Source organism: Coprococcus sp. AF19-8AC (genome assembly GCF_003603115.1).
GTDB lineage: Bacteria > Bacillota > Clostridia > Lachnospirales > Lachnospiraceae > Coprococcus > Coprococcus aceti.
The window spans coordinates 197,264-222,290 of record NZ_QTMI01000002.1 but is presented as its reverse complement, the minus strand read 5'-3'; the positions used below and the strand labels follow the sequence as shown (position 1 = coordinate 222,290).

Annotated in this window: 18 protein-coding genes; 11 read left to right on the top strand and 7 right to left on the bottom strand. The window is 44.4% G+C overall.

From position 1 onward, the window contains the following. Positions 1-74 precede the first annotated feature (74 nt). From DWX57_RS05895 to DWX57_RS05870, 6 genes are all read right to left on the bottom strand, one after another. Complete coding sequence (locus tag DWX57_RS05895; RefSeq protein WP_055222439.1) at positions 75-1,502, bottom strand: cohesin domain-containing protein; 1,428 nt, start codon at positions 1,500-1,502, stop codon at positions 75-77. A gap of 24 nt (positions 1,503-1,526) precedes the next feature. Beyond that, positions 1,527-3,647 carry a cadherin-like beta sandwich domain-containing protein gene (locus tag DWX57_RS05890; RefSeq protein ID WP_243106180.1) on the bottom strand — a complete coding sequence of 707 codons (2,121 nt, stop codon included), beginning with the start codon at positions 3,645-3,647 and terminating at the stop codon, positions 1,527-1,529. A 207-nt stretch (positions 3,648-3,854) separates the two neighbouring features. Further along, on the bottom strand, positions 3,855-5,156 hold the full coding sequence (locus DWX57_RS05885) for a UDP-N-acetylglucosamine 1-carboxyvinyltransferase (protein ID WP_015534313.1): 1,302 nt from the start codon (positions 5,154-5,156) through the stop codon (positions 3,855-3,857). A 74-nt stretch (positions 5,157-5,230) separates the two neighbouring features. Next, positions 5,231-5,644 (bottom strand): aspartate carbamoyltransferase regulatory subunit, encoded by a 414-nt coding sequence (locus tag DWX57_RS05880; protein ID WP_015534312.1) that lies wholly within the window; start codon positions 5,642-5,644, stop codon positions 5,231-5,233. Positions 5,645-5,655: 11 nt separating this feature from the next. Continuing rightward, positions 5,656-6,585 (bottom strand): aspartate carbamoyltransferase, encoded by a 930-nt coding sequence (pyrB, locus tag DWX57_RS05875; RefSeq protein WP_120123228.1) that lies wholly within the window; start codon positions 6,583-6,585, stop codon positions 5,656-5,658. Positions 6,586-6,622: 37 nt separating this feature from the next. Next, a complete protein-coding gene (locus tag DWX57_RS05870) occupies positions 6,623-7,555 on the bottom strand; it encodes an ornithine carbamoyltransferase (RefSeq protein ID WP_117549762.1) in 933 nt (310 codons plus the stop codon). A 342-nt stretch (positions 7,556-7,897) separates the two neighbouring features. On the opposite strand from DWX57_RS05870, the gene DWX57_RS05865 reads away from it, so the two are divergent. From DWX57_RS05865 to DWX57_RS05830, 8 genes are all read left to right on the top strand, one after another. Then, a complete protein-coding gene (locus DWX57_RS05865) occupies positions 7,898-8,239 on the top strand; it encodes a DUF4234 domain-containing protein (RefSeq protein ID WP_117549759.1) in 342 nt (113 codons plus the stop codon). 223 nt (positions 8,240-8,462) lie between these two features. After that, entirely contained in the window at positions 8,463-9,248 is a 786-nt protein-coding gene (locus DWX57_RS14530) for a DUF4234 domain-containing protein (protein WP_120123227.1), read from the top strand. Between the two features lie 26 nt (positions 9,249-9,274). Further along, positions 9,275-9,664 carry a DUF2752 domain-containing protein gene (locus tag DWX57_RS05855; protein ID WP_015534309.1) on the top strand — a complete coding sequence of 130 codons (390 nt, stop codon included), beginning with the start codon at positions 9,275-9,277 and terminating at the stop codon, positions 9,662-9,664. A 190-nt stretch (positions 9,665-9,854) separates the two neighbouring features. Beyond that, positions 9,855-11,891, top strand: a complete 2,037-nt coding sequence (metG, locus tag DWX57_RS05850) for a methionine--tRNA ligase (RefSeq protein ID WP_055222442.1) — start codon at positions 9,855-9,857, stop codon at positions 11,889-11,891. 200 nt (positions 11,892-12,091) lie between these two features. Beyond that, complete coding sequence (locus DWX57_RS05845) at positions 12,092-12,298, top strand: hypothetical protein (protein ID WP_117549755.1); 207 nt, start codon at positions 12,092-12,094, stop codon at positions 12,296-12,298. Positions 12,299-12,362: 64 nt separating this feature from the next. Next, positions 12,363-14,186: a glutamine--fructose-6-phosphate transaminase (isomerizing) gene (gene glmS / locus DWX57_RS05840; RefSeq protein ID WP_015534307.1), complete on the top strand. Its 1,824-nt coding sequence runs from the start codon at positions 12,363-12,365 to the stop codon at positions 14,184-14,186. 52 nt (positions 14,187-14,238) lie between these two features. Further along, a complete protein-coding gene (locus DWX57_RS05835; RefSeq protein WP_015534306.1) occupies positions 14,239-15,297 on the top strand; it encodes a DUF6382 domain-containing protein in 1,059 nt (352 codons plus the stop codon). A gap of 151 nt (positions 15,298-15,448) precedes the next feature. Beyond that, the gene (locus tag DWX57_RS05830; protein WP_120123226.1) at positions 15,449-19,429 is read left to right on the top strand and encodes a hypothetical protein; all 3,981 of its coding nucleotides are present in this window, start codon (positions 15,449-15,451) and stop codon (positions 19,427-19,429) included. A gap of 111 nt (positions 19,430-19,540) precedes the next feature. On the opposite strand, the gene DWX57_RS05825 is transcribed toward DWX57_RS05830, so the two are convergent. Continuing rightward, positions 19,541-20,296: a hypothetical protein gene (locus tag DWX57_RS05825; RefSeq protein WP_120123225.1), complete on the bottom strand. Its 756-nt coding sequence runs from the start codon at positions 20,294-20,296 to the stop codon at positions 19,541-19,543. A 161-nt stretch (positions 20,297-20,457) separates the two neighbouring features. Between DWX57_RS05825 and DWX57_RS05820 the strand changes: the two genes are divergently transcribed. The 3 genes from DWX57_RS05820 (at position 20,458) to DWX57_RS05810 (ending at position 25,011) form a co-directional block, all read left to right on the top strand. Further along, positions 20,458-21,351, top strand: coding sequence for a hypothetical protein (locus DWX57_RS05820; protein ID WP_015534304.1), 894 nt, complete (start codon positions 20,458-20,460; stop codon positions 21,349-21,351). Positions 21,352-21,496: 145 nt separating this feature from the next. Continuing rightward, positions 21,497-24,004 (top strand): PAS domain-containing protein, encoded by a 2,508-nt coding sequence (locus DWX57_RS05815; protein WP_120123224.1) that lies wholly within the window; start codon positions 21,497-21,499, stop codon positions 24,002-24,004. Positions 24,005-24,018: 14 nt separating this feature from the next. Beyond that, positions 24,019-25,011, top strand: coding sequence for a rod shape-determining protein (locus tag DWX57_RS05810; protein WP_015534302.1), 993 nt, complete (start codon positions 24,019-24,021; stop codon positions 25,009-25,011). The last annotated feature ends 16 nt before the right edge of the window (positions 25,012-25,027 follow it).

The following is a 25,027-nucleotide window of genomic DNA, read 5'->3' as shown; positions in this document are numbered from 1 at the left end:
ACAAATATAAAAGCACATGTATCAGATTGAAACTGATACATGTGCTTTTTGTATATCACGTTATTCCGTGAGTATTAATCTTTGTATTTCTTTGCGGATTCAAGTGCCGCATCTATCTCGTCGAGGGATGCCTGGATCTTGCTCTCCGTACTCTCCGTATCCTCTTTGACGTCAAATGCTGAATCTATAGGCTCGCTGTCATCGGCGACATCCTCAAATGCAGTGTCGTCATAGTCGTCAGTGTGGATGACATCGTCCTCATCAGGAGATACCTGATTGTCGTAATCGGAGTCTGCGTAACTCTCGTGGATAACCTCGTCGTCCCCAGGGAAGAGCGCTTTGTTGTTGATGGTGGGCACCTCGCTATTGTCGTGGTGAGGCATTCTGACGTGTTCAGCGGCTTTTGCGGAAGGCTCGGCAGCTTCTGATGTTTCATTTGCTGTGCTTTCCTTCTCCTCGTTGTCCTTCTTCAGCTTGTCTATCTGAGCCTCGTAATCAGCGATGAGACCCTTGAGTGAGACAGCAAGGATGATGATGACAACGACCAGTATCACAAGAACTATGATGGCTATGAGCATTATTACGAACTTGTGCTTGTCTATGAAGCTGGACAGCGAATCCGTCTCCTCGATGAGATCCGTTGCGTCAAGGAAAGTTCCTTCATTTGGATTGAAGAAATACCAGCCCTGGTGTCCGTCGTTTGTTGCTGCGTAGAGGAGAACGGTGTTGGAACTGCTTCCCTTCATATAAGCTCTGATGTCCGTGTCGTTCAGGTTGATCTTCACTGGAAGATATCCGGTTGGCACTGAGACTGAATTAGGCTTTGGAATGATGTTATAAGTGTTGTTGTTTGAGTGAACGCTTACAAGGGTATCTGCAGGTGCGGATGCGTTCTGATCTGCCTCTGTGAGTGTTCCTACCTCATCCTCAGTAACAACAGGCTTGGTCTCGCTGTCGATCAATGCAAGAGGTGTTGCAGGCTCGGCTTCTGAACCGGTATCGCTGACAGTAGATGAAGCTGCTTCGGTGGAAGCGGCGGCTGACTTGTCGCTGATGGTTACCGAGTTGTATGACGGTGTCATGTCTATCGACTCTTCTGTGTCGGAGATGACCTCAACTGCTGATGTCTCTATGCTGGCAGTTCCGCTCGCAATGGCGGTAAATGTAAATGTTGCTGTCATTGCATCTCCAGGCTTTACATTTGCCTGGGAGTAGCTTACGGTGCCCTCAGATTCCACGGTGCCGCCGCTCACAGCCTTGAGCAATGTGGAATCATATGTGATATTGTAGCTGTAGCTTGATAAAGCCTGATCGGCTGCGTTTATACTTACCTTGATCTCCACGGTATCGCCAACAACGACCGTGGTGGATGGAACCTCAACACTAAATGCGACTGTAGCGGCATAAGTGGTATGAAGCATGAAAAGCATCATAGTCAACACACATGCAACTTCTGTCATAAACGTTCTAAAGCTAAATCTTGTAGTCCTCATAATATTCATATACGGTTATCCACCGAGTCCTCCTTATCCTCTGTTAATTATTATGGTGTAAGTACGTGTAGCTTTACTCTGGGATTTACATACTATCTTAAATGTATTCTTTCCTGATTTCAGGGTTTTTGTTCCCGTTCCGCTCACTGTGGAGTAGCTGCTTACAGGTGAAGCGTTTATTGTCGCACTTGATACAGATGAGCGCACATTTACCGTGTACTGTGTAGTGCTGTTTATTGCAAATGTAGGTGACAGCTTCTGGCCGCTTACAGAGAGTGTTTTCAGGTAGTTGTTCTGGTTGCCCGGATTAGCCGCAGGCATCTTCATTGCTGTGCTTGGCATATTCTTGTAAACAGGTATGGCAAATGTTATGGCTTTGTTGAGTGCTCCTGAAGACTTGTAGGCATCATATACCTTCCATGCCTCTGTTGTAGGGGCCTGTACATTTCCCATGTACTGATGCCAGTACAGGCAGTCTGTGTAGGTTACGTTGAACTTCTGAGTATACAGAGTGTTCTGACCCTTGTTGATGTAGGACTCTCCGATATACATCGCACCGCCGATTATTGATTTGGCAGGTGTTGTCCATGGCCTGTTGTACGATGTGCCCGATGAAGCCCATCTCAGACCGTTTGTTATAGCGTTGCCTGATGCACTCTCAAATGCACCGATATTGTAGAAGTTATATATGCCGGGATATGTGGCATTCTTACCGTTTGTTCCCGAGGTTATCGAGCCTCCGACCTCCTGCTTGATACGTGAAGCAATGTGGTAAGGGCTGACGCCGGATTTCTGTGCTGCGGTGATTATCATGGACGAATATGTGGTGGTCGAACCGGTTGGGTGCGCATTGTGCATAAACGAACCAGATAATATAGCCTCAACTCCTGACTTTGTCTGTGATGAGTCGTATGACAGCTTTTCAAATGCGAACATGGAGCTTGCGGATGACATATATGTTCTCGGATCGAGGTAATACTTTACAAGATCGTCCGAGGCTGCAAACCATGTTGAACCATCATATGATGAGTAGGAGTCTGTCTTGTAGTTGTATCCAACGGTCTGTGATCTCCAGCCGTAGTTAGGACTGGAAGATGTACAGTTTACAAGGTTGTTGACACGTCCCTGTACGTTGACCTCGTTCTTGACCACGTCGTTCCAGTTAAGGTTGGTGTGTACCGCCTTGAATATCCAGTTTGGGTGCTCCGCATGGAGCTTTCTGAGAAGCACCTTGTAGCTCTCAGGGAAGTTCTGGGCGGATAATTGCTTTTCAAATGCTGCATCCGATGTCTGGTTACCGTCAGGTTCCTTGTATGTTCCCATTGTGATGAGCGATGAGGAGATAAATCCTGTATACTTCTTGCTGCTGTATGTGAGGTTGACCTTGTACCATGACTTGTTGGATGTATCAGTCACGGAGAGTGCCTGTCCCTTCATGAGCATGATCGCGCTTCCGTTGTAGGTTATAGGTGTACCCGCTGCCGTCTTGCGGAAGTATACATAGTCTTCATTCACATAACCGCTCTTGGCTGCCTGAGCCGCTGTGGTAGGCTGCTGCGTAGTAGCCTTGGTCGTGGCCTTTGTTGTGGCTGAAGTGGAGTCGATCACGATGAACTTGGAATATACATAACCGGTGTAGCGCTTCTTCTTATATGTAAGCTTGACCTTGTACCATGTCTTGTTGGAAGTACTCAGTACGGTCATGCTCTGACCGCCCATGAGCATGATCGGCGATCCGTTATACTTCAGCGGCGTGCCGTTTGGCGTTTTTCGGAAATATACATAGTTTTCATTTTTTCGAAGGTGAGCCTTCTTGGAGGTTGTCCTTGTTACCTTGATAAATGCGGAGTACACATAACCGGTGTAGCGCTTCTTCTTATATGTAAGCTTGACCTTGTACCATGTCTTGTTGGAAGTGCTCAGTACGGTCATCTTCTGACCCTTCCTGAGGAGTATGGCCGAGCCGTTATATTTTATAGGCGTGCCGTTTGGTGATTTGCGGAAATACACGTAGTCAGACGTGAGAGTTCCCGTGGTCGCGGCTTCTGCGTGATTGTTTCCCACATACAGTCCGGTCACCGCGATGCAGACGACCGCCCAAATAAGCATTACGATAGAAATAGTAGTCCGGGTTCGTTTAGTATTGATATCCATAGTAACCTCCATTTTTCATAAAACAAATCTATATATAAAATAGTATTTATGACAAAATTACATCAGTCTAAGTTTACCATAATTATTGCAAATGAGCACCATTTTTGTGAAAAAAGTTATAAAAAAGTAATAAAATTGCAACAAAAAAGCTTTTGCCGGTCAGACAAGTGCTGACCGGCAAAAGCTTTTCGCCTTATGTCGTATATATTAACCTACTTTGAGCTTGAATTTCTGGATCTCTTTGTCCGTCTCTACCTTCTCGATGAGAGCACCAAGTCCGCGAAGCTTTTCGTCGAACTTCTCGTAGCCTCTCTGGATATACTTGATATCACATACAGTAGAGAAGTCGTTGGCCACAAGTGCCGCAATTACAAGTGCTGCGCCTGCTCTCAGGTCAGGTGCTGCAACATTTGCACCGGTGAATGTCTCCACACCATCGAGAATAGCGGTGTTGCCCTCGACTCTGATGTGTGCGCCCATTCTTGAAAGCTCTGCGACATACTTGAATCTGTTCTCAAATATGCTCTCGGTGACGATGCTTGTTCCGTTGGACAGTGCAAGTGTAACCGCCATCTGTGGCTGCATATCTGTCGGGAATCCCGGATATGGCAGAGTCTTGATGTTGGTAGCCTTGAGTCTCTTGTTGCACATTACTCTCACTGAATCATCGTACTCGATGACAGTGGCACCTATATCTGTAAGCTTTGAGGTTATAGCCTCAAGATGCTTAGGAATTACGTTCTTGATGAGGACGTTGCCTCTGGTGGCTGCTGCTGCAACCATGAAGGTTCCTGCCTCGATCTGATCCGGAATGATGGAATATGTAGTTCCGTGAAGTGACTTTACGCCACGGATACGGATGACATCAGTTCCGGCACCCTTGATGTTAGCACCCATACTGTTGAGGAAATTGGCAACATCAACGATATGTGGCTCCTTGGCTGCGTTCTCTATGGTAGTCTTGCCGTTTGCCATTACGGCGGCCATCATGACATTGATGGTGGCACCTACTGAGATCACATCCATGTAAATGTGGCTTCCGATCAGCTCATCAGCCTCAACGGATATCATACCGTTTGCTATATCAACGTGGGCTCCAAGTGCTTCAAAACCTTTTATGTGCAGATCTATCGGACGGGCTCCGATGTCGCATCCGCCTGGAAGAGCGACCTGTGAATGGTTATATTTGCCAAGCAGTGCGCCGAGCAGATAGTAGGATGCTCTGATCTTTCTGATATATTCGTCGTCGACACAGAGATCGGTATTCGGATTGATGGTTCCACCACATATAGCAACCGTGTGCTCGTCTATGTAACGGACCCTTGCGCCGATACCCTGAATGGCCTGAAGAAGGACTCTTGTATCTCTGACGTTCGGTACGTTTTCTATTGTGACTTCCTGGTCGGTCATGACTGCAGCGGCAAGTATTCCAAGTGCGGCATTCTTAGCACCCGCAATGGTAACTTCGCCCTCCAGAGGACGACCTCCCTTGATAACATACTGTTCCATATTTCACCTCTTAGATAATTCTCGGATTATCGCAACTTTATAGATTATAGCACATAAAACTGAAAAGTAAACAGTTACTTGTCTGCTTCACAGTATATACATCTGTAAATTCGCTTTTCTCTGTCTGTGAGTTTGAATATATGGGTTATTCCCTGCTCTGTGGTCGTAATGCATCTTGGATTGGTACATTTCTTTATTCCAACCAGTCTCTCAGGCAGTTCGATCTTACGTTTTTCAACGAGCTTGCCGTCCTTGATGATGTTGACGGATATATCCGGGTCGATATACCCCAGAACATCAAGGTTTATGTCGATATCTTGATCTATCTTAAGAATGTCCTTTCTTCCCATCTTCTCGCTTTTAACATTCTTGATTATAGCAACGGAGCAATCCAGCTTATCAAGATGAAGATCGTTGTATATCTGCAGGGCTTTGCCTGCTGTTATATGGTCAAGTACAATACCATTCTGAATACTGTCAATATTCATGATCATTCCTCCTATGCCTTAAAATCCTTGTCGAGTCCGAGAAGGTCCATGATGAGTGCCATTCGGACATATTTGCCGTTGAGTGCTTGTCGGAAATAACATGCTCTCGGATCGTCATCCACCTCAACAGATATCTCATTTACACGAGGAAGCGGGTGAAGGATCGACAGGTCAGGCCTAGCGAGAGCCAGCTTTGACTTGTCAAGAATATAGGTATCTTTCAGTCTTATGTAGTCCGCCTCGTTGAAGAAACGTTCTTTCTGGACTCTTGTCATATAGAGAACGTCCAGAGATCCGATAGCATCCTCAAGAGAGGAAATCTCCTCATATGGTATATTATTCTTTTCGATGACTTCTGTTCTTATATAATCAGGTAATTTTAATTCATCCGGTGATATGAGAATAAATTTTATGCCTTCGTATCGTGACATGGCCTTTATAAGTGAATGAACCGTACGACCAAACATAAGATCTCCGCAGAAACCTATGGTCATATTGTTTAGTCTGCCCTTCTCTCTCTTTATTGTGAGAAGATCGGCCAATGTCTGCGTAGGGTGATTGTGACCGCCGTCACCAGCATTAATAATAGGAACATCTGATTTCATGGAAGCCAGCATCGGGGCACCCTCTTTATAATGTCTCATAGCTATAATATCGGCATAACAGCTGACGATCTTGACGGTATCGCCCACACTCTCACCTTTTGTTGAAGATGAGGAGCTCGCAGATGAAAATCCGAGAACGTTTCCGCCAAGTTCCATCATGGCAGCCTCGAAGCTAAGTCTTGTGCGTGTGCTTGGTTCAAAGAACAGAGTTGCAAGCTTCTTGCCCTTGCACACCTCGCTGTATTTTTCTTTGTTATCGATGATGTCCTGCGCCAGAGTGAGCAGATGATCAACCTCCTCAACTGACAGGTCCATTGGGTCTATTAAATGTCTCATTTGACATGATCCTCCTTAGGTTATCAGAATGAATATTTTAAGAATTAAGAAGGGTATACATAACAGCCTTCTCAGCGTGACGTCTGTTCTCAGCCTCATCCAAAATGTGGTTGAGGTTCTTGTCGATAACGCCCTGTGAGATCTCAAATCCCTGGTGCATAGGCATGTCGTGGAATACTATAGCCTTGCTGCCCTCTGTAAATTCCTCGTTGAGCTGGTAAGGCATCATCTTGGCGAGAGTCTCTTCCTTCTGCTGCTTGTATGCAGGGTTGTTGAAGAACTCCATGTCTACCCATGTATCTGTGTAGAGGATATCCATATCCTTTGCGTACTTCTTTGCCTCCTCCATGCTCATGGTAGGATCGAGTTCAACATAGTGGCCTGTAGCCTTTGCTGCTTCAAAGAAGTCATCACCACATACAGTGTTGTTTACAAGTGGTGTGAGTCCATAGATGGTTCCTTTCTTCATCTTTGCGAAGAACTCAACAAGAGAGTTGAATACATTATTCTTGGCACCGATGTACATAAGTTTTACATCGAGACTGCCAAACTTTTCTATAATAGTGAGGGCATCTGCCAGGATCTGGCATGGATGATAAGAACTGTCACATCCGTTGATAAATGGAACAGTAACATTGTCACCGAACAGCTCAACAGTCTCGTTCTTTACAAGACGAGCCATGATGATATCTACATTTCTGCATACATACTTAATCTCTGATACAGGCTCACCGAGTGTAAAGTTGGAATCCTTCCAGAGCTGGTTGTAATATGTACCGCCGAGCTCAGTTATACCTGTTGTAAATGAAAGGAATGTTCTTGTGGAAGTTTTCTCAAAAAGAGTGTAGAGCTTCTTGCCATCAAGAGCATGAGCGTACTTCTCAGGGTTCTTCTTCATATCAAGTGCCAGATTGAGAATATCCATCAGCTCACCAGCTGTGAAATTCTTGAAGTTAAGCATGTTTTTCATAACAAATGTCCTCTTTTCTCTATAATTATAAATTACTTGCAATACGGACAAACATAATCTATGGATCCTGGCAATATATTTAGGATACGGGTGTTGATATATGTCTGCCTGAAATTTTATTATATAGCACATGGTTTCAAAAGTAAAACAGTTTACGACATCACATAAATTATGAATGTAAATATTTGAAGATTTATGCCTGATTATAAAAAAAATATAGATAATAAAGCAAAAAACAGCTTAATTTTTTGATTTTTATTGACAAAGATGTGCATATATGGTTTTATTATTTTATAAAATTTTTATAAAAAATTTATAATTAAATCAAAGGGAGGACATTTTATGATCAAGCAGAGAAACATTGCTTTGTGCATAGTATTTTCAATCATTACATTTGGAATATATGCACTGTATTGGTTCGTTTGCCTTACAAATGATGCTAATCAGGAATCTGGACAGACAGATGCAACAAGCGGTGGGGTAGCATTGTTGCTTACTATCGTTACATGTAATATCTATGGATGGTTCTGGGCATACAAGATGGGCGAGAAGATTGATGCCATAAAGACAAAGAATGGTCAGCCAGCAGGAAACTCAAGCATACTTTTCCTTCTGCTCCAGTTATGCGGACTTGGAATCGTATCATATGCTATTATGCAGGATACCATCAATAAAAATGCGTAATGAATCAAATTGCATACAAATATACATTGAAAAATGTATAGATGCAGTTGCATACAGACAAAATGTATGAGAAAATAGTCCCGTAGGCTGAGTTGTGTCTGCGGGGCTATTCTATTATTTTTATTGCAGTTATGTAGTGGTTATATAGGAACAGTATAATTGCAGTCATACACAAGTCATACATATGTAATTAAGGATCTAAATTTAAGGAGGATTATCAATTATGATCAAACAGAGGAATATTGGAATATGTATTCTGCTTTCAATTGTGACATGCGGAATATATGGATTGTATTGGTTTGTTGTGCTGACAGACGATATCAATCAGGAGTCAGGAGAGACAGATGCAACAAGTGGTGGAATGTCGCTTTTGCTCACTATCGTTACATGTAACATCTATGGATGGTTCTGGGCATATAAGATGGGTGAGAAAGTTGATATCATAAAGAATAAGAACGGTGTACCATCAAGCAACTCAGGCATCTTATATGTTCTTCTTCAGGTATTTGGACTTGGAATTATTGCATATGCGCTTATGCAGGACACTGCAAACAAATATGCAGAGGCTATACCTCAGATGAATACAGGATATGGTCAGCAGACCTACAGTCAGCAGCCATATGGTCAGCAGGGATATGGTCAGAATACATACAACCAGCAGGGATATGGTCAGCAGCCATACAGCCAGCAGGGATATGATCAGAACGCATATAACCAGCAGGCATACGGACAGCAGCCATACAGCCAGCAGGGATATGATCAGAACGCATATAACCAGCAGGCATACGGACAGCAGCCATACAGCCAGCAGGGATATGATCAGAACGCATATAACCAGCAGGCATACGGACAGCAGCCATACAGCCAGCAGGGATATGATCAGAATGCATACAATCAGCAGGGATATGGTCAGCAGGCCGGTTTAGACCAGAATACATTTGGCCAGCAGTCAGATCAGAATATTAACACATCAGCAGATGCTTCAGGCAGTGATAACAGCCAGCAGTAGTCGGCGGAGACAAAGAAATACAGAGCATGGATCAGATACAGAAATCAAGAAGAAATGCGATAATTAAAAGGGATGCCATCCTCGTGGGGATAGGCATCCTCTATTATATATTCATAAGAGTGACAGGACTTGCCATACCATGTATATTCAGAAAGATAACCGGATTTTTATGCCCAGGATGCGGGATAACACGGGCTATCCTTGCGGCCGTAAGGCTGGATCTTGCAAAGGCATTTGCTTATAATCAATTTATGTTTATAGCTCTTCCGGCGTTGGCATACATAATTGTAAAAAACGATTATGTATTCGTAAGATATGGAAACAGAAAATTATCGCGATTTGACAATATACTTATATTTATATGTATTGCCGGGGCGGTGATGTTTGCCGTTCTCAGGAATGTGATGCGCTTTTGAGAGAGAGACGATGACAAGTTTATTGGCAGCGTTATAGAATGACCATCGTAACAGACTTATTTAATATCCCATCTTCTTGACAATAAATAATAAAAAGGCATATAATTTACAATTACCGAGGAGTTTTTCGGTAAAGTTGCACAAGCATTTCATTTGTGCTTGTAGTATTTTTTCAGGGAGGGTTTTTGAAATGGCAAAAAAACCGTATTATATTACAACCGCCATTGCATATGCATCAGGTAAACCTCATATAGGCAACACCTACGAGATCGTGTTGGCTGACAGCATTGCAAGGTATAAGAGATTCGCAGGTTATGATGTAAGATTCATGACAGGAACAGATGAGCATGGACAGAAGATCGAGAACAAAGCTTTCGAGAACATGCAGACACCAAAGGAATTCGTGGATGAGACATCCGGTGAGATCAAGAGGATTTGGGACCTCATGAACACATCATATGACAAATTTATCCGTACAACAGACGATTATCATGAGAAACAGGTACAGAAGATATTTAAGAAGCTGTACGATCAGGGTGATATATATAAGGGACATTATGTAGGAAAATACTGTACACCATGTGAGTCGTTCTTTACAGATGGACAGCTCATAGATGGCAAGTGCCCGGACTGTGGAAGACCTGTTCAGGAGGCCAAGGAGGAGGCATACTTCTTCAAGATGAGCAAGTATCAGGACAAGCTCATGAAGCATATAGAGCAGCATCCTGAGTTTATACAGCCTGAGTCAAGACGTAACGAGATGGTTAACAACTTCCTTAAGCCGGGACTTCAGGACCTGTGTGTTTCAAGAACATCATTCAAGTGGGGAATTCCGGTAGACTTTGATCCAAAACATGTTGTATATGTATGGGTTGATGCGCTTTCAAACTACATAACTGGACTTGGATATGACGTAGATGGAAAGAGCGATGAGAAGTTTTATAAATACTGGCCGGCAGATCTTCACTTGATCGGCAAGGATATCCTGAGATTCCATACCATTTACTGGCCTATCATGCTGATGGCACTCGGACTTCCGCTTCCAAAGCAGGTATTCGGTCATCCTTGGCTCCTCCAGAGTGATGGCAAGATGAGTAAGTCGAAGGGCAACGTAATGTACGCTGACGATATGGTCAATATATTTGGCGTGGATGCTGTCAGATTCTTTGTTCTTCACGAGATGCCATTTGAGAATGATGGAGTTATCTCATGGGAGCTCATGGTTGAGAGACTCAACTCAGAGCTTGCAAATACACTTGGAAATCTGGTCAATAGAACCATATCGATGTCAAACAAGTATTTCGGTGGCATTGTGACAAATACCAACGTCACAGAGCCTGTCGATGAGGATCTTAAGAAGGTCGTTATGGACTGCAGATACAAGGTTGCAGAGTGCATGGATAAGCTCAAGGTTGCAGATGCGATCACAGAGATATTTGCACTGTTCAAGAGATGCAACAAGTACATAGATGAGACAATGCCTTGGGCACTCGCAAAGGAGGAGGACAAGAAGGACAGACTGAACACAGTTCTGTACAACCTTGTCGAGAGCATCGTTATAGGTGCAACACTCCTTGAGCCATATATGCCTGAGACAACTGAGAAGATCATGGCACAGCTCAATACCGAGAAGAGAAAGGTCACAGAGCTTGGAAAGTTTGGTCTGTACAAGTCAGGAACAAAGGTAACAGAGCAGCCTGAGATCCTATTCGCACGTCTTGACGTGAAGGAAGTTATGGCTAAGGTTGCCGAGTTCGCTCCAGTGGAGAAGGAGTCCATGTACGAGCAGGCCAAGAAGCAGAAGGAAGAGAAGGAGAATTCTGCTGAGACCAAGAAGATCAAGATCGCAGAGGCAAAGGTTCAGGCACTCAAGGCCAATCCTGATGTAGTTGACAAGCAGGAGATAAGCATTGAGGAGTTCCAGAAGATGCAGCTCATGATCGGCGAGATCGTTTCCTGTGAGGAGGTTCCAAACTCCAGAAAGCTTCTCTGTTCACAGGTAAGCTTTGGCAAGAACAATGTGAAGCAGATTGTGTCCGGAATCAAGGGTACATATTCCGCTGAGGATATGGTTGGCAAGAAGGTTGTGGCTATAGTAAACCTCAAGCCATGCAAGCTTGCCGGAGTCGTATCAGAGGGTATGCTTCTGTGCGCAGAGGATCCTGAGGGTAATCTGTCACTCCTGACCACCGAGAAGGACTTCCCAGGTGGATGCTTTATAAGCTGAGATATAAAATAGTGGATATAATGAGGGAAGCATCACAGGCCGGGCACACGGCCGGGATCCGTGGTGTTTCCCTGTTTTTATTTATAAAGCTGAAGTAAATTTTATGTTACAAAGATTATACGCAGAGGCCTTTCTGCATTGATTTATTAGATGTTTCATGATAGAATTTTGTTAGGTGCACGGACAGGAGGAGTGTGCCTTTGGAAAGATTTAGAAATCTTAGCGCCATGACCCCTGGGCTTTGGCTTTCAGGGATAACGAGGTTGAAGGTTATCGAATATTCGGCGGATGCCTTCACGCAGAGTCTGGATGCGCACATGATATCCAAATATGGGGGTAACTCCAAAACAAAGAATCATGACCGGACACCCATAGCTGTTATGTATGGTGGCTTCACCTTTTTTTAGTGCGCCATATTATAATATTATCAGTATACAGCGTGGTTATAAGCCGAAAGGAGATTAATTTAATATGTGTGGAATCATAGGATATGTAGGAAAGAAACCAGCCAAGGACATTCTTATTGACGGACTGGCAAAGCTCGAGTACAGGGGATATGACAGTGCGGGAATAGCACTGCTTAATGATGATGATACACTGACGATCAAGAAGAAAGCCGGCAGAGTGGAAGACCTCAGGGAGATGTGCAGCGACGACAGTCCTGTGTACAGATCAACCTGTGGAATAGGCCATACGAGATGGGCTACTCACGGCGGAGTTACGGATGTGAATGCACATCCACATAAGTGCGGAGATGTGGCACTTATACATAATGGAATTATAGAGAACTATAACGACATTGTGAGAGAATACGGACTGGCCGACAGGCTGGTATCCGAGACGGACACAGAGGTAGTAGCAGCACTTCTGGACACACTGTACGATGGCAATCCCATCGAGACTATCAGAAAGGCTGTTAAGGCTATAGCCGGTTCATTTGCACTCTGCATTATGTTTGCAGACAGACCGGGCAAGATATACGCAGTGAGAAATGTAAGTCCGATGATCGCTTCCTACACAGATGAGGGATCGATCATTGCATCAGACCTCACAGCGATAATATCATTTTCAAAGGAATACTTTGTTGTGCCGGAGTATCATATACTGACACTCTCAAGCACAGGCATCAAAGTAGAGGACATGAAGGGGAACATGGTAGAGCCGGAGATGCTCAAGATAACATGGGACATAACGGCAGCTCAGAAGGGTGGATATCCGCACTTTATGCTGAAGGAGATCTATGAGCAGCCAGAGGCACTGAGAAACACGATAACTCCTCGTATAGTGAATGAGCTTCCTGATTTCACTGAGGACGGCATCGATGATGAGGTGTTTAAGAATCTTGAGAACATCACAGTGGTTGCATGCGGAACAGCTATGCACGCCGGAATAGTCGGCAAGGCCATGATTGAGAAGGAGTTAAAGATTCCTGTTAATGTTGAGATAGCATCAGAATTCAGATACAAGGAACCACTCATAAATGAAAAGACTCTCGTAATAGTTACATCACAGTCAGGAGAGACTATTGACACACTCGAGGCACTCAGACTTGCCAAGAGATGTGGATCAAAGGTTCTGTCCATAGTCAATGTAAAGGGATCGACCATCGCCAGAGAGAGCGATTACGTCCTTTATACACATGCCGGTCCTGAGATCGCAGTTGCAAGTACCAAGGCATATTCGGTACAGATGGCTGCAATGTATCTCATTGGATGCAGACTTGGCTATGTCAAGGGTATATACTCTGAGGACAGGGCAAAGAAATTCATCAGACAGCTTCAGGGCGTTATCCCGGTGATAGAGGAGACACTCAAGCAGGCAGATGAAGTAAAGACAGTTGCAAACTATATAAAGATGGCTCCGGATGCATTCTTCATAGGAAGAGGACTGGATTATACACTGTCACTGGAAGGTGCACTGAAGCTGAAAGAGATTTCTTATGTTCACGCTGAGGCTTATGCGGCAGGGGAGTTAAAACATGGAACGATAGCACTCATAACTGAGAACGTTCCGGTCATAGCCTTGGCTACACAGGAATCTGTATACGGAAAGATGATTTCCAATATACGCGAGGTTAAGGCAAGAGGCGCATACGTCATTCTTGTCAGCATGGATGAAGAGTACAATGATAAAGATGTATGTGACAAACACATATCCATACCAAAGCAGGATGGATTGTTCACGGTATTTTCGGCTGCTGTCATCCTGCAGCTTATAGCGTATTACACGTCCGATGCAAAGGGGTTGGACGTAGATAAGCCACGTAATCTGGCAAAGTCAGTTACAGTAGAATAATTGACTCCGGGACTTACATGGATATCGTGCGATAAATATCGGAGGGTTTTATATGAGTGATAAGATGTATTTGTGTGATGAGTACAAATTGTACTTTAAGATTGAAGACGATGTAGAGGTTCTTCACAATGAGGTAGAGCTGTACAATGCTCAGTTTGTGGGCAATAATGCGTTCTGCCATGAGGAATATATAGATGGTCAGAGAGCTCTGACATATTCTATTCCAGCCATGACTACCATGAATCAGTTCCTTGAGAAGAAGATACACAAGGATGAGCTGGTTGATCTGATATTCAGTATTGCAGATCAGCTCATGTATCTCAAGGCGAATGATCTGTCCATTGGAAAGGTTATACTGAATAAGGGATATATGTATATAGACTTCCAGAATATGGCTGTTCAGCTCATATTCCTGCCTATAGATAAGCCTATGGACAGATGTAATATGGAGAAGTTTATAAGGGATCTTATGGGCAATATGAAGTTTGCGAATAAGAAGGCATCCGATGCCGGATATGAGCTTATCAAATACTTTGATCACAATCCTACATTTTATCTGTCAGAATTTTATAAGTTTATAACAGACCTGAAGAATGACAATATAGCACATCCTGAGGATGAGCAGGAGCTTATGAAGTCAGCGGGAGTCAGCCCGGTCAATGTGGCTAAGGTAGAGGTCCCTGAGACTCCTCATGTTACAACTTCTTCATTCAAGCTTGCAAAGGAAGTTAAGGATTTCTCATCAAATGATATTGGATTTGATGACAACGATGACGGTTCGACAACAGTTCTCACAGCCAACAACCGTGGCAAGAGCGGCCCTGTCATCATAAGAACTAGAACAGGCGAGAGGATAAGGATCGACAAGCCGATATTCTGTATCGGTAAGTCTACACAGGGAGTTGACTATCAGGTAACTGACAACAATTCAGTCAGCCGCCGCCATGCTTACATTATCAATGTCAACGGCGTGTACTATCTGAGAGATAACAAGTCGACCAACCACACTTACCTTGGTGGCAAGATCATAAGCAGCGGAACGGATATGATGCTCATAGATGGAATCAGATTCAAGCTTGCGAATGAAGAGTTCACCTTCAAGGAGAAATAAAATAGTATATTATACTGGATAAGGAGACTTGTTTATTATTATAATGAGTCTCCTTATTTTATAATAAATCCCCTGCATAGGTGCGCCGGAGTACATGTGGGTAAAGGGGTAATATAAATAGAATGTGAAAAAAGGGGGAGTATCAAAGATTATGAAAAGAAAAGGAAGCTTATCGGGAAGGACACTGTGTAAAAAAGCAGCAACAGTGGTAATGTGTGCAGTGCTGATGCTGACGGCAGGTATTCAGACGACAGGTATTCAGACTGTTAAGGCCAGTACCCTTGACCAGCAGATAGAAGAGGCTCAGAGTGAGTTGGAACAGGTGAAGAAAGATCAGAGTGAAGTGATGACCGTATATGATCAGGGCTCTATAGGTTTTGTAGACTGGATGCTTGCGAAAAGCAACCTGACAACAAAACAGAAATATGATCTGAATCGGGCCAAGACTGTCCTGCAGGAGGCATGTGAGGAAGATTTCTCCAAGTGGGCGGGAGGAAATAATACAGGTCTTCCGGAATCGAGAAATAACAAGGTTGTTGTTACCGGAGATAAGAAAGACGCCATATCGCTTGAAAACACAAAGGCGACATTTGCGGTATTGGATAAAATTAATTCGTTAAGGGACACAGACGAAAACTATGTCGGGGCAATGAAGAGGAATGCGGCTAAGACTAATTTCTATTTTATGGCGGTGGCACAGTCAGGCGCGGACAGAGGTGCAGGACTTACAAATCATTCACTTCTTCAGGTGTCATGTGAGAATCTGGCGTTTGGATATACTGATCCGGCGGCAGGATGGAACAGTGAGAAGGCATCTTTTAACAAGATAAGGGATGAGCTGGGATATTCATCCATAACTTCGCAGAGTCAGCTTACAGCTGTTGAACAAAAGGCGGATTCGGAGGGAGTCACGGTTGGACATTATACCAATATGTTCTGGGCAGCAGATCAGGTGATGGGAGTCGGATTCACACTCTATGGCAGATATGGCAATACTTCATGCTTCAATGCAAGCAAGCTTTCAAACTATACTAGCAAATATGAGGTGTACACAATAGCTGAATTTGAGAAGCTGTTTGATGAATATTATGAGACTGTAGATCCGGAGAAGTGGCAGAAAAAGGTGGATGCAGCGCAGGCCAAGCTGGATAAGCTGCTTGGACAGCGGTATGATGCATGCACGGAGCATGTGTATGGTGAAGGTGTGAAAAAAGAGGCCACATGTACAGAGACAGGTGGAACAGTATACACATGCGCTAAATGTGGCTACAAAAAGATAGAGGATAAGGTTCCGGCTCTTGGGCATAGCTTTACAGATGGCGTATGTACGAGATGTAAAGTAACAGGACCAAAGACGATGTACGTGTACTGGAGATTATCGGAAACTGCTTCATCAGCCACATATGATCAGGAGTTCGAAGTAGGAAAGGATATAGAGACATACATATCTTTCTCAACGGCATCAGATAGCAAATCCGATGACAAATTCGTGTTTGATATAGCAGACCCGTCTATTATTTCGTATACCCCTTCGTCTAACTATGCTGGAACATTCCATATGAACAAGATAGGAGAGACAACGGTGACTGTATATCCGGTCGTGAATCCGGATATGAAGAGGGTAATCACTGTGTCGGTAACAGATGTGGGTGGTCATGACTATGTAATAAGTCAGGCAGAACCGGGATCTGGAGAGACAGAAAAAATTTGTTCAAAGTGCGGGACGACAAAAACGGTGACAATCCCGACGGCGATAACACGTACTGTATGGTGGAGTGATAGTAATGGATATTACAAGCCTGCTGATGTGGAAGTAGGTGATGAGATCAATCTGGAAGTAGATTATGCACCAACGAAGGTCGACAACTCTGAGTTTATAGTTACATCATCGGATGAAGGTATTGTAAAAGTGAGTGATCCGGAATCTTCTTATAGAAGATATGATGCTAAGCTTACGGCGGTCGGAACAGGTGATGTAACCATAAGAATAGTTCATAAATATGACAGCTCAATTTGTCAGGAATACACGTTCAATGTGGCAGATCAGGGGGGACATGAGTATGTCATATCAGAGGCAGATGAGGGCGAAAGCCAGACAGTAGAGACGTGTTCAAAGTGCGGATATGAGAAGATCGTGTCACTTCCTACCAGTATCAGATATGTGTATTGGCAGGAGAAGGACAGCGATAACAGGACTACTTCACCAAGTGAGTATGAAATTGGAGCGGAACTGAGTATAAATATAATGGATTGGCCAACGAGAGCGGACATACATGAGTATGCGGTTACATCGTCGGATGAGACTGTTGTAAAGGTGAATGAAGTGTCTAGGACTACGGCATCACTTTCGGCAATCGGCAACGGCGTTGTAACGATTACGGTTGCCAGTAAATATAATCCGTGGGTGAAGGCTGAGTATGAACTTGATATAACAGAGATAGGCGGACATTCATACACTGCGGAAATAGTAAATGATGAAACTCTTGCACAGGCTGCGACCTGTACAACTGCTGCGAAATATTATTATTCCTGTGATAACTGTGGAAGAGTGAATCGCAAAAAGACATTTACACACGGGGATAGCCTGGGGCATGATTACGCCCCAAAGTATGAGTGGTCAGCAAATGGCAACACTTGCAAGCTGGTTCTCACCTGTACCAGAGATTCGAGTCATGTGATCAGTGAGCCGATGACTGTAACAAGCAAGATAACGCAGGCATCCTGCGAGAACGATGGTGCAAAGGTGTGTACAGCAAAATGCACGCTGAATGGCAAGAGTTATCAGAGTACCAAGAAGATAGCCATTGGTGCATTGGGACATAGATGGGATTCAGGCGTGGTTAAGAAAAAAGCTTTGTGTGCAGCAGAAGGTCTGATCAGATACACATGTGAGCGATGCCAAAAGACAAAGGATGAGAAGACAGAGCCACTCGGACATACCCAGGGAAAGGCTGTGTATGAGAATGTAAATCTGGCTACATGTCAGGCTGAAGGCAGCCGAGACAAGGTTATATACTGCACCGTGTGCAAGGCAGAACTCAGCAGGACTGCTGAGATTCTTCCAAAGACAGACCATGATAGAACGCTTGTAGGAGAGAAGAAAGCTACCTGTATGGGCGGCGGATATACAGGAGATGTTGTCTGCAGCATGTGTGGTGAGATTTTTGAAACCGGTACAGCAACAGACCCGGTTGATCACAGCTACACAGCAAAGAAAACAACTGAGCAATATCTGAAGAAGGCAGCAGATTATGATTCCCCGGCAGAGTATTACTATGCATGTGTATACTGTGGAGCAAAGGGTGAGACAAGCTATGTGTATGGCTCAAAGCTCACGCGTAAGAGCATATCGTCAGCAAAGGTTACGCTTAACAAAACAGAATATACATATGATGGTAATTCGAAGAATCCGGCTGTAACAGTAAAGCTTGGCAATAAAACGCTGAAAAAGGGTATAGATTATACGGTTTCATACAATAAGAACAAAGCTGCCGGAACAGCAGAGGCTGTAATTACAGGCACTGGCGCATATCAGGGACAGAAGACGATCAATTTTAAGATCAAAAAGGCGCCGAACAGCATAACGCTGAAAAAGCGCAGCTACAGAATAGAGATGTCAACCAGCTCGAAGAGAATATCTATTTCACAGAGCGTGAGCGCACGTGCCGGAAAGCTCAGCTACAGCTCGGATAACAAGGCTGTAAAGGTAGACTCTGCTGGAACAATAACGATCGCAGCCCGGTATATAGGCAAGGCAAACATCACCGTATATGCTGGAGATTCGAATCATGTGAAGGTGAAGAAGATAATACCTGTTACTGTCAGCCCGAAGATACCAGGTATAAGCCAGATAAAGAGCCCATCGGCTGCGTCTGTAAGATTAAAGTGGGGAAAGATAAGCTGCGCAAATGGCTATCAGATCCAGTATTCAACAACATCAAACTTTAAAAAGGGTACATATGCATTCACGGTGTTAAGCGGTGGAAGCAAGACGACTGCGAGTCTTGGAGCAAAGCAGCGGATTAAAGGCGGAAAAACATATTATGTAAGGGTTAGAAGCTTTTCGAACAAGTTTGGCACAAGATGCTACTCAGCATGGAGCAAGACAAAGTCAGTCAGGGTGAGAAAGTAGCCGGAGATAACATATATATAAAGCTCAGCCTGTGTGATGGATTCAGTAGAAATCACACAGGCTGAGCTTTTCTTAATGTATATTCTTAAGACACATTCTTAATGCATATAGTTACTCGGCGGTCTCGCCACCTGAGGAGATATCGCCTTCGTCTGAACTGTCCTCGCTTGAGCTGTCAGAGCTGTCAGAGCCTGAGCTCTGCTGGGAACCCTCTATTGCAAGCATGGATGCATCAACCTGGGACAGCCCCGCCGGGTCAGCACAGTAATATTCACCGTCATCGGTTATCTTCACAGAGACCACAACAGGACTGCGGTAATCCATGTCTGCGGCTTTATTCTGAAGGATATCCGACACGCCCTGGGCAAATTCTTTCTCGTAATCTTCCTTTGTGGTGTTGTTGAAATCGCCGGCGCTGATCTTCTTGTTATAGTCGTCGATATATGCGAACACATCGTCAAATGCCTGATTGAGAATGTCCATAGGATACACGGTCACGTCCACATAGTAGTCGCTTCCGCTCTTATAGGCTCTTGACACCTCATATTTGGCCTTGGAGTAGATGACCTTTGCGGTCTCGTCAAATATAGCATCCACCTCGTCTGTCTCTGCGTTGTTCAGTGAGTAATGATTGATGAGCTGGCCGGCCAGATAATCTATGCTGTCGCTGTACATGGCTGAGGCGTCCTCCTCGGAGCCGTCGTTGTCCTTCACGTATCCGTCAAAGCTTCCTTTGTAGTTGACGTCGAGAACGTTCTGCATGTATGTCTGATAGGTGGTCTTCTTGCGGTGAAGACAGCCTGTGAGTGATGTCATCACGAGGGTTGCCGCGAGACCTAATATGACAAGTTTTGAATGGTGTTTCATCTATATGATCCTCCGTAAAATTTAAATTCAATGAGCAGTTACAATATAGCATAAAAAAAGTGGTTTGTAATCATAAAAGGTAAAAATACTTTGCTTACAGAATTATGTGTGCTATAATTACGGAGTATCTACAATAGGATTAGTTTTTCGGAGGTAAGGTCATGGCAAAACAGGTAGAAGATGTTGTAACTGACGATAGAGTAGAATCACTGAAGACAGTGAAGTTTGGTGGATATGATAAGGCATCCGTTGATTACTATATTGATGAACTTAAGGAAAAGCACAATAAAGAAGTAGAGGAGCTTAAGGCGAACGTCAACAAGCTCAGCGAGGCTGTTCTGAGTCTCAAGACCATGAGAGAGGTCAATATGACAGAGTCTTCCAAGACCATAGAGACTCTCAAGAAGACCAATTCAGAGCAGGAGAGCGAGATAGAGTCACTCAAGGAGCAGATCAATGCATACAAGCAGAGAGAGCTTGAGAATGCAGGAAGATACGAGTCAATATCAAGAACACTTCTTGAGGCCCGTGAGAGCGCAGACGCACTGATCGCACAGACTGAGAAGGAGTGCACAGACAAGAAGAATACTATAACTGCAGAGCTCGAGGCATATGAGACAGATGTCAAGGAGAGATGCACAAAGCTCCAGACAGATACAGAGATACAGTGCCAGCAGATGTATGATCAGACCGAGGCAAAGTGCAACAGCATGAAGGATGAGGCATACTCAGAGGCAGAGAAGACAAGAAATAAATCTCACGCAGATGCAGAGGCTCTGTCGGCAAAGACAGATTACGAGTGCAAGGTTATGAGAGAGGAAGCTCAGAAGGATGCTGCCAATACAAGAAATGCAGCCACAGATGATGCAACCAGACTTCGCAACAATGTGAAGAAGGAGTGCGAGAGCGTAAGCAGATATATGTCAGATCTTCTGTCATCACTGGACAATGTTATTTCTGCATGTGCTTCAACAAAGGATGTTGCCGACAAGGCATTTACCGGACTGAAGAGCGAGGCAACTGCTATGGTTAGTGATGCTGAGGATGCACAGTAGTAATATATGATATATGGTAACATGAAACTTTTCTATGTGATGGGACATAGGAAAGTTTTATGTGCATTAAGGGGTAAATAATATACGGGGTGTATAATAATGGGATAAAACTGCACTTGTGCAGTGGATATATGGAGAGATATTTATGGAGATAAACAGACTTAGTGGTTATTCAGATTTTCTGGGAATAGTTGAATATCCTGCGGTTGTGTTCTGCGAGGATGGTGAAGTCATCAGCATAAACAATGCCGCAGTTAAGATCGTGGGTTCGGATGTTGAATCCATTGCCATGGAGCCGGATAAGTTTATGGTCAGCGATGAGTTCTGGCCGACACTTGACGACAAGAAGGCTATCATATGGCACAGACTTGGACTTATAGTTAACGACAAGGACAGATATGTAGTCAGTGGATTTGTCAACCAGTTTGAATATGGTGACAAGAAGGCGTATATGGTATTGTTTGAGCTTCGATCAGACGTTACGATAGGAAGCGTGAGTCTTGAGAGGATCATAAACCATATAGGCGTTATAGCTCTGTATCTGTATAAGCCGGAGGGCGTATGGAGAACGAGATACGTATCTAAGAACATATCTGAGTATGGATATACAGATGGCAATTTCTACAGTGGGCTGGTGGGACTCAGCGACCTGCTCCCTAAGAGTGATTATGACCTTCTGATCGGACAGCTCTACAAGGTTCAGAATACCGGAGTGGATGATTTTGAGATGGAGACTAGGATCGTATCAGCTCACAGAGATATAAATAAGATGAGACTTAAGTGTCACATCGTGAGAACCACAGATGGCGACATGGATGGAATAGAGCTCCTGTTCATAAAGGACAAGGAGACCGGATACAATGAGGATCAGGCGGCGTATATATTATCTGCCATGTCTAAGATCAAGAGCTTTGTCATGGTACAGCAGTACGAGAATGGCAGACCGATCTTCAAGTATATAACCCCGAACGCCAAGCAGATGGGAATAAATGTGGATGCCATCAAGCTTGGTGACAGACTCATAGAGGATTATATCCATCCGAAGGACAGAAGCAGGGTTATGGCGAATGTCAGAAACGCCACGAAGCGCGAGGACAAGGACTACGAGGAAGAGTTCAGGATAGTCAACGACAGAGGCGAGGTTATCTGGGTGAAGTCCCAGAGCTCTGTGACACAGGCGGCTGATAACACATACACGGTTGAATATTTTATATCTGATATTACGGACAAGAAGGCTCTTGAGAACAGTGTTGAGCGCGCTAAGAAGGAGTTCGATGACAAGCTCTCATACATTATGAAGACAAATACCCAGTCGGATGAGGAAAGGAATCAGATAGATACCGAGAAGTGGAATCTGATAACGAAGGCGTTCTCTGCACTCACAGGACTTTATACAACTATCATAGATCCTGTGGGCAAGAAGATGGTTGAGCCGGCCGGCCCTCAGAAGCATATGGGTTATTTCTATGATATGTTTGAGAAGCCTCAGTATAAGCAGATATATATGAAGCTCAATGAGGTAGTTCTCAGGAACAATGTTCCGGTTATGATGGAAATGGACGATGACATCACGGGAAGTATGATCTGTGGTGCACCGATCATGATAGATGGCAAGCATGTGGCAACATGGATATGCTGCTCATATGATGACGAGGATGCGAAGAAAATGGAGAGCGTATACAAGGTGCAGTGGCAGCTTGGACGCATTTTCTCCGAATACGCATTCAGCTCTCAGATCCTGGCAAAGGAGGCGATCCGTGCCAAGTCAGAGGAGGTCATAATGGAGAACAAGCTGCAGTGGCAGAAGATTCTGCTTGATGCCCTGAACACTTCAGATAAGAGCTCCCAGCAGGTTATCAATGACGTGATAGCACAGGTGGGCGAGGTCTTAAATGCTGACGTGGCAGCCCTGTATGTGAAGGACAAGCAGGGAGATCTGGATTGCCAGTATATCTGGTCCAAGAATCAGAGCATGTCTGCGGAGGAGTATGTGACAGAGTGGCAGCGCGCCAACATGAAGTTCAGATCATGGCAGAATGGTCAGGGCTCGGGCAAGCTGGTGGACAAGGGATACCTTGTGATAGATGCAAAGCATATGGATGAATCAGCTAAGAAGATCATGTCAGCGGGTCCTGTTAAGAGCTTTACCGCAGTTCCTGTGTATGTCAATGGCAATTATGGAGCGGTATTTGTGCTGGCGAATACCTCTATCAACAAATTGTGGACCACAGAGGAGATTGAATTTGTAAAGCAGACAGGTGATGTACTCAGAAGTGCCCTTGAGAAGATAGAGAGCGATGACAGCGTTAAACGCATAAACAGTGTTCTCCTCGATACATATAACTATATTGATGAGGGTATATTTATTAGAGAAGTTGATACTGGAAGAGTGCTGTTCTCGAACAGGACTCTGAACGATATGCTTGGATATGATTTTACAGACAAGGACAGTAAGCTCCTTATAGAGAATCTCAGAGATAAGTACAAGCTCATGGGAGGTCCGGATCAGCATCTGGCTACGGACAGCAAGGAGGTCAACTGGAGAAGCTATATAAGAAGTCTCGACAAGATCATGGATTTGACTGAAGTTAGCATGAAATGGCTTGACGGCAGCAATGCATCTCTTGTAATATTAAGGGACGTGAACGAATAGAAGGGAGACTTGTGATGGCAAGCGCAGATATTGGTATAGATTTAGGTACAGCCAGTATACTGGTGTATGTGAAAGGCAAAGGAGTCGTACTCAAGGAGCCTTCAGTAGTTGCATACGACAGGGATACTAATAAGATAGTGGCTATTGGTGAAGAGGCGAGACTTATGCTTGGAAGAACTCCGGGTAATATAGTGGCCATCAGACCTCTCAGGCAGGGCGTAATCTCTGATTATACGATAACAGAGAAGATGCTCAAGTATTTCATACAGAAGGCTGTCGGAAGGAGTTATTTTGGAAGACGACCTAGGATCAGCGTATGTGTACCTTCTCAGGTTACAGAGGTTGAGAAGAAGGCAGTTGAGGATGCAACTTATGCGGCCGGTGCCAGGGATGTGTCCATAATTGAGGAGCCTGTGGCAGCAGCCATTGGCGCAGGAATAGATATATACAGACCATGTGGTAATATGATAGTTGATATAGGTGGTGGAACTGCCGATATAGCAGTCATCTCTCTCGGAGGTCCTGTTGTCAGTGCATCCATTAAGGTGGCCGGAGATGATTTTGATGAGGCAGTTGTCAGATTCATGAGAAAGAAGCATAACCTTCTCATAGGAGAGAGAACCGCCGAGGAGATCAAGATCAAGATAGGTACATGTTACAGAAGACCTGAGAATATAACGTTGGATATACGAGGCAGAAACCTTGTAACCGGTCTTCCGAAGACTGTTACGGTCACATCGGATGAGACGGAGGAGGCACTTCGTGAGCCTGCGTCCCAGATATGTGAAGCTGTTCATTCAGTTCTGGAGAGAACTCCTCCTGAGCTTGCTGCTGATATTGCAGATCGTGGTATAGTTCTGACCGGTGGTGGTGCGCTGCTCCACGGACTTGAGGAGCTGCTTGAGGAGAAGACAGGAATAACCACCATGACAGCGGAGGATCCACTCAGAGCGGTGGCCATTGGTACAGGAAAGTACATCGAGCTTCTCAGCGAGAAGAACAATTAAGACAGGAGCTGAGGAC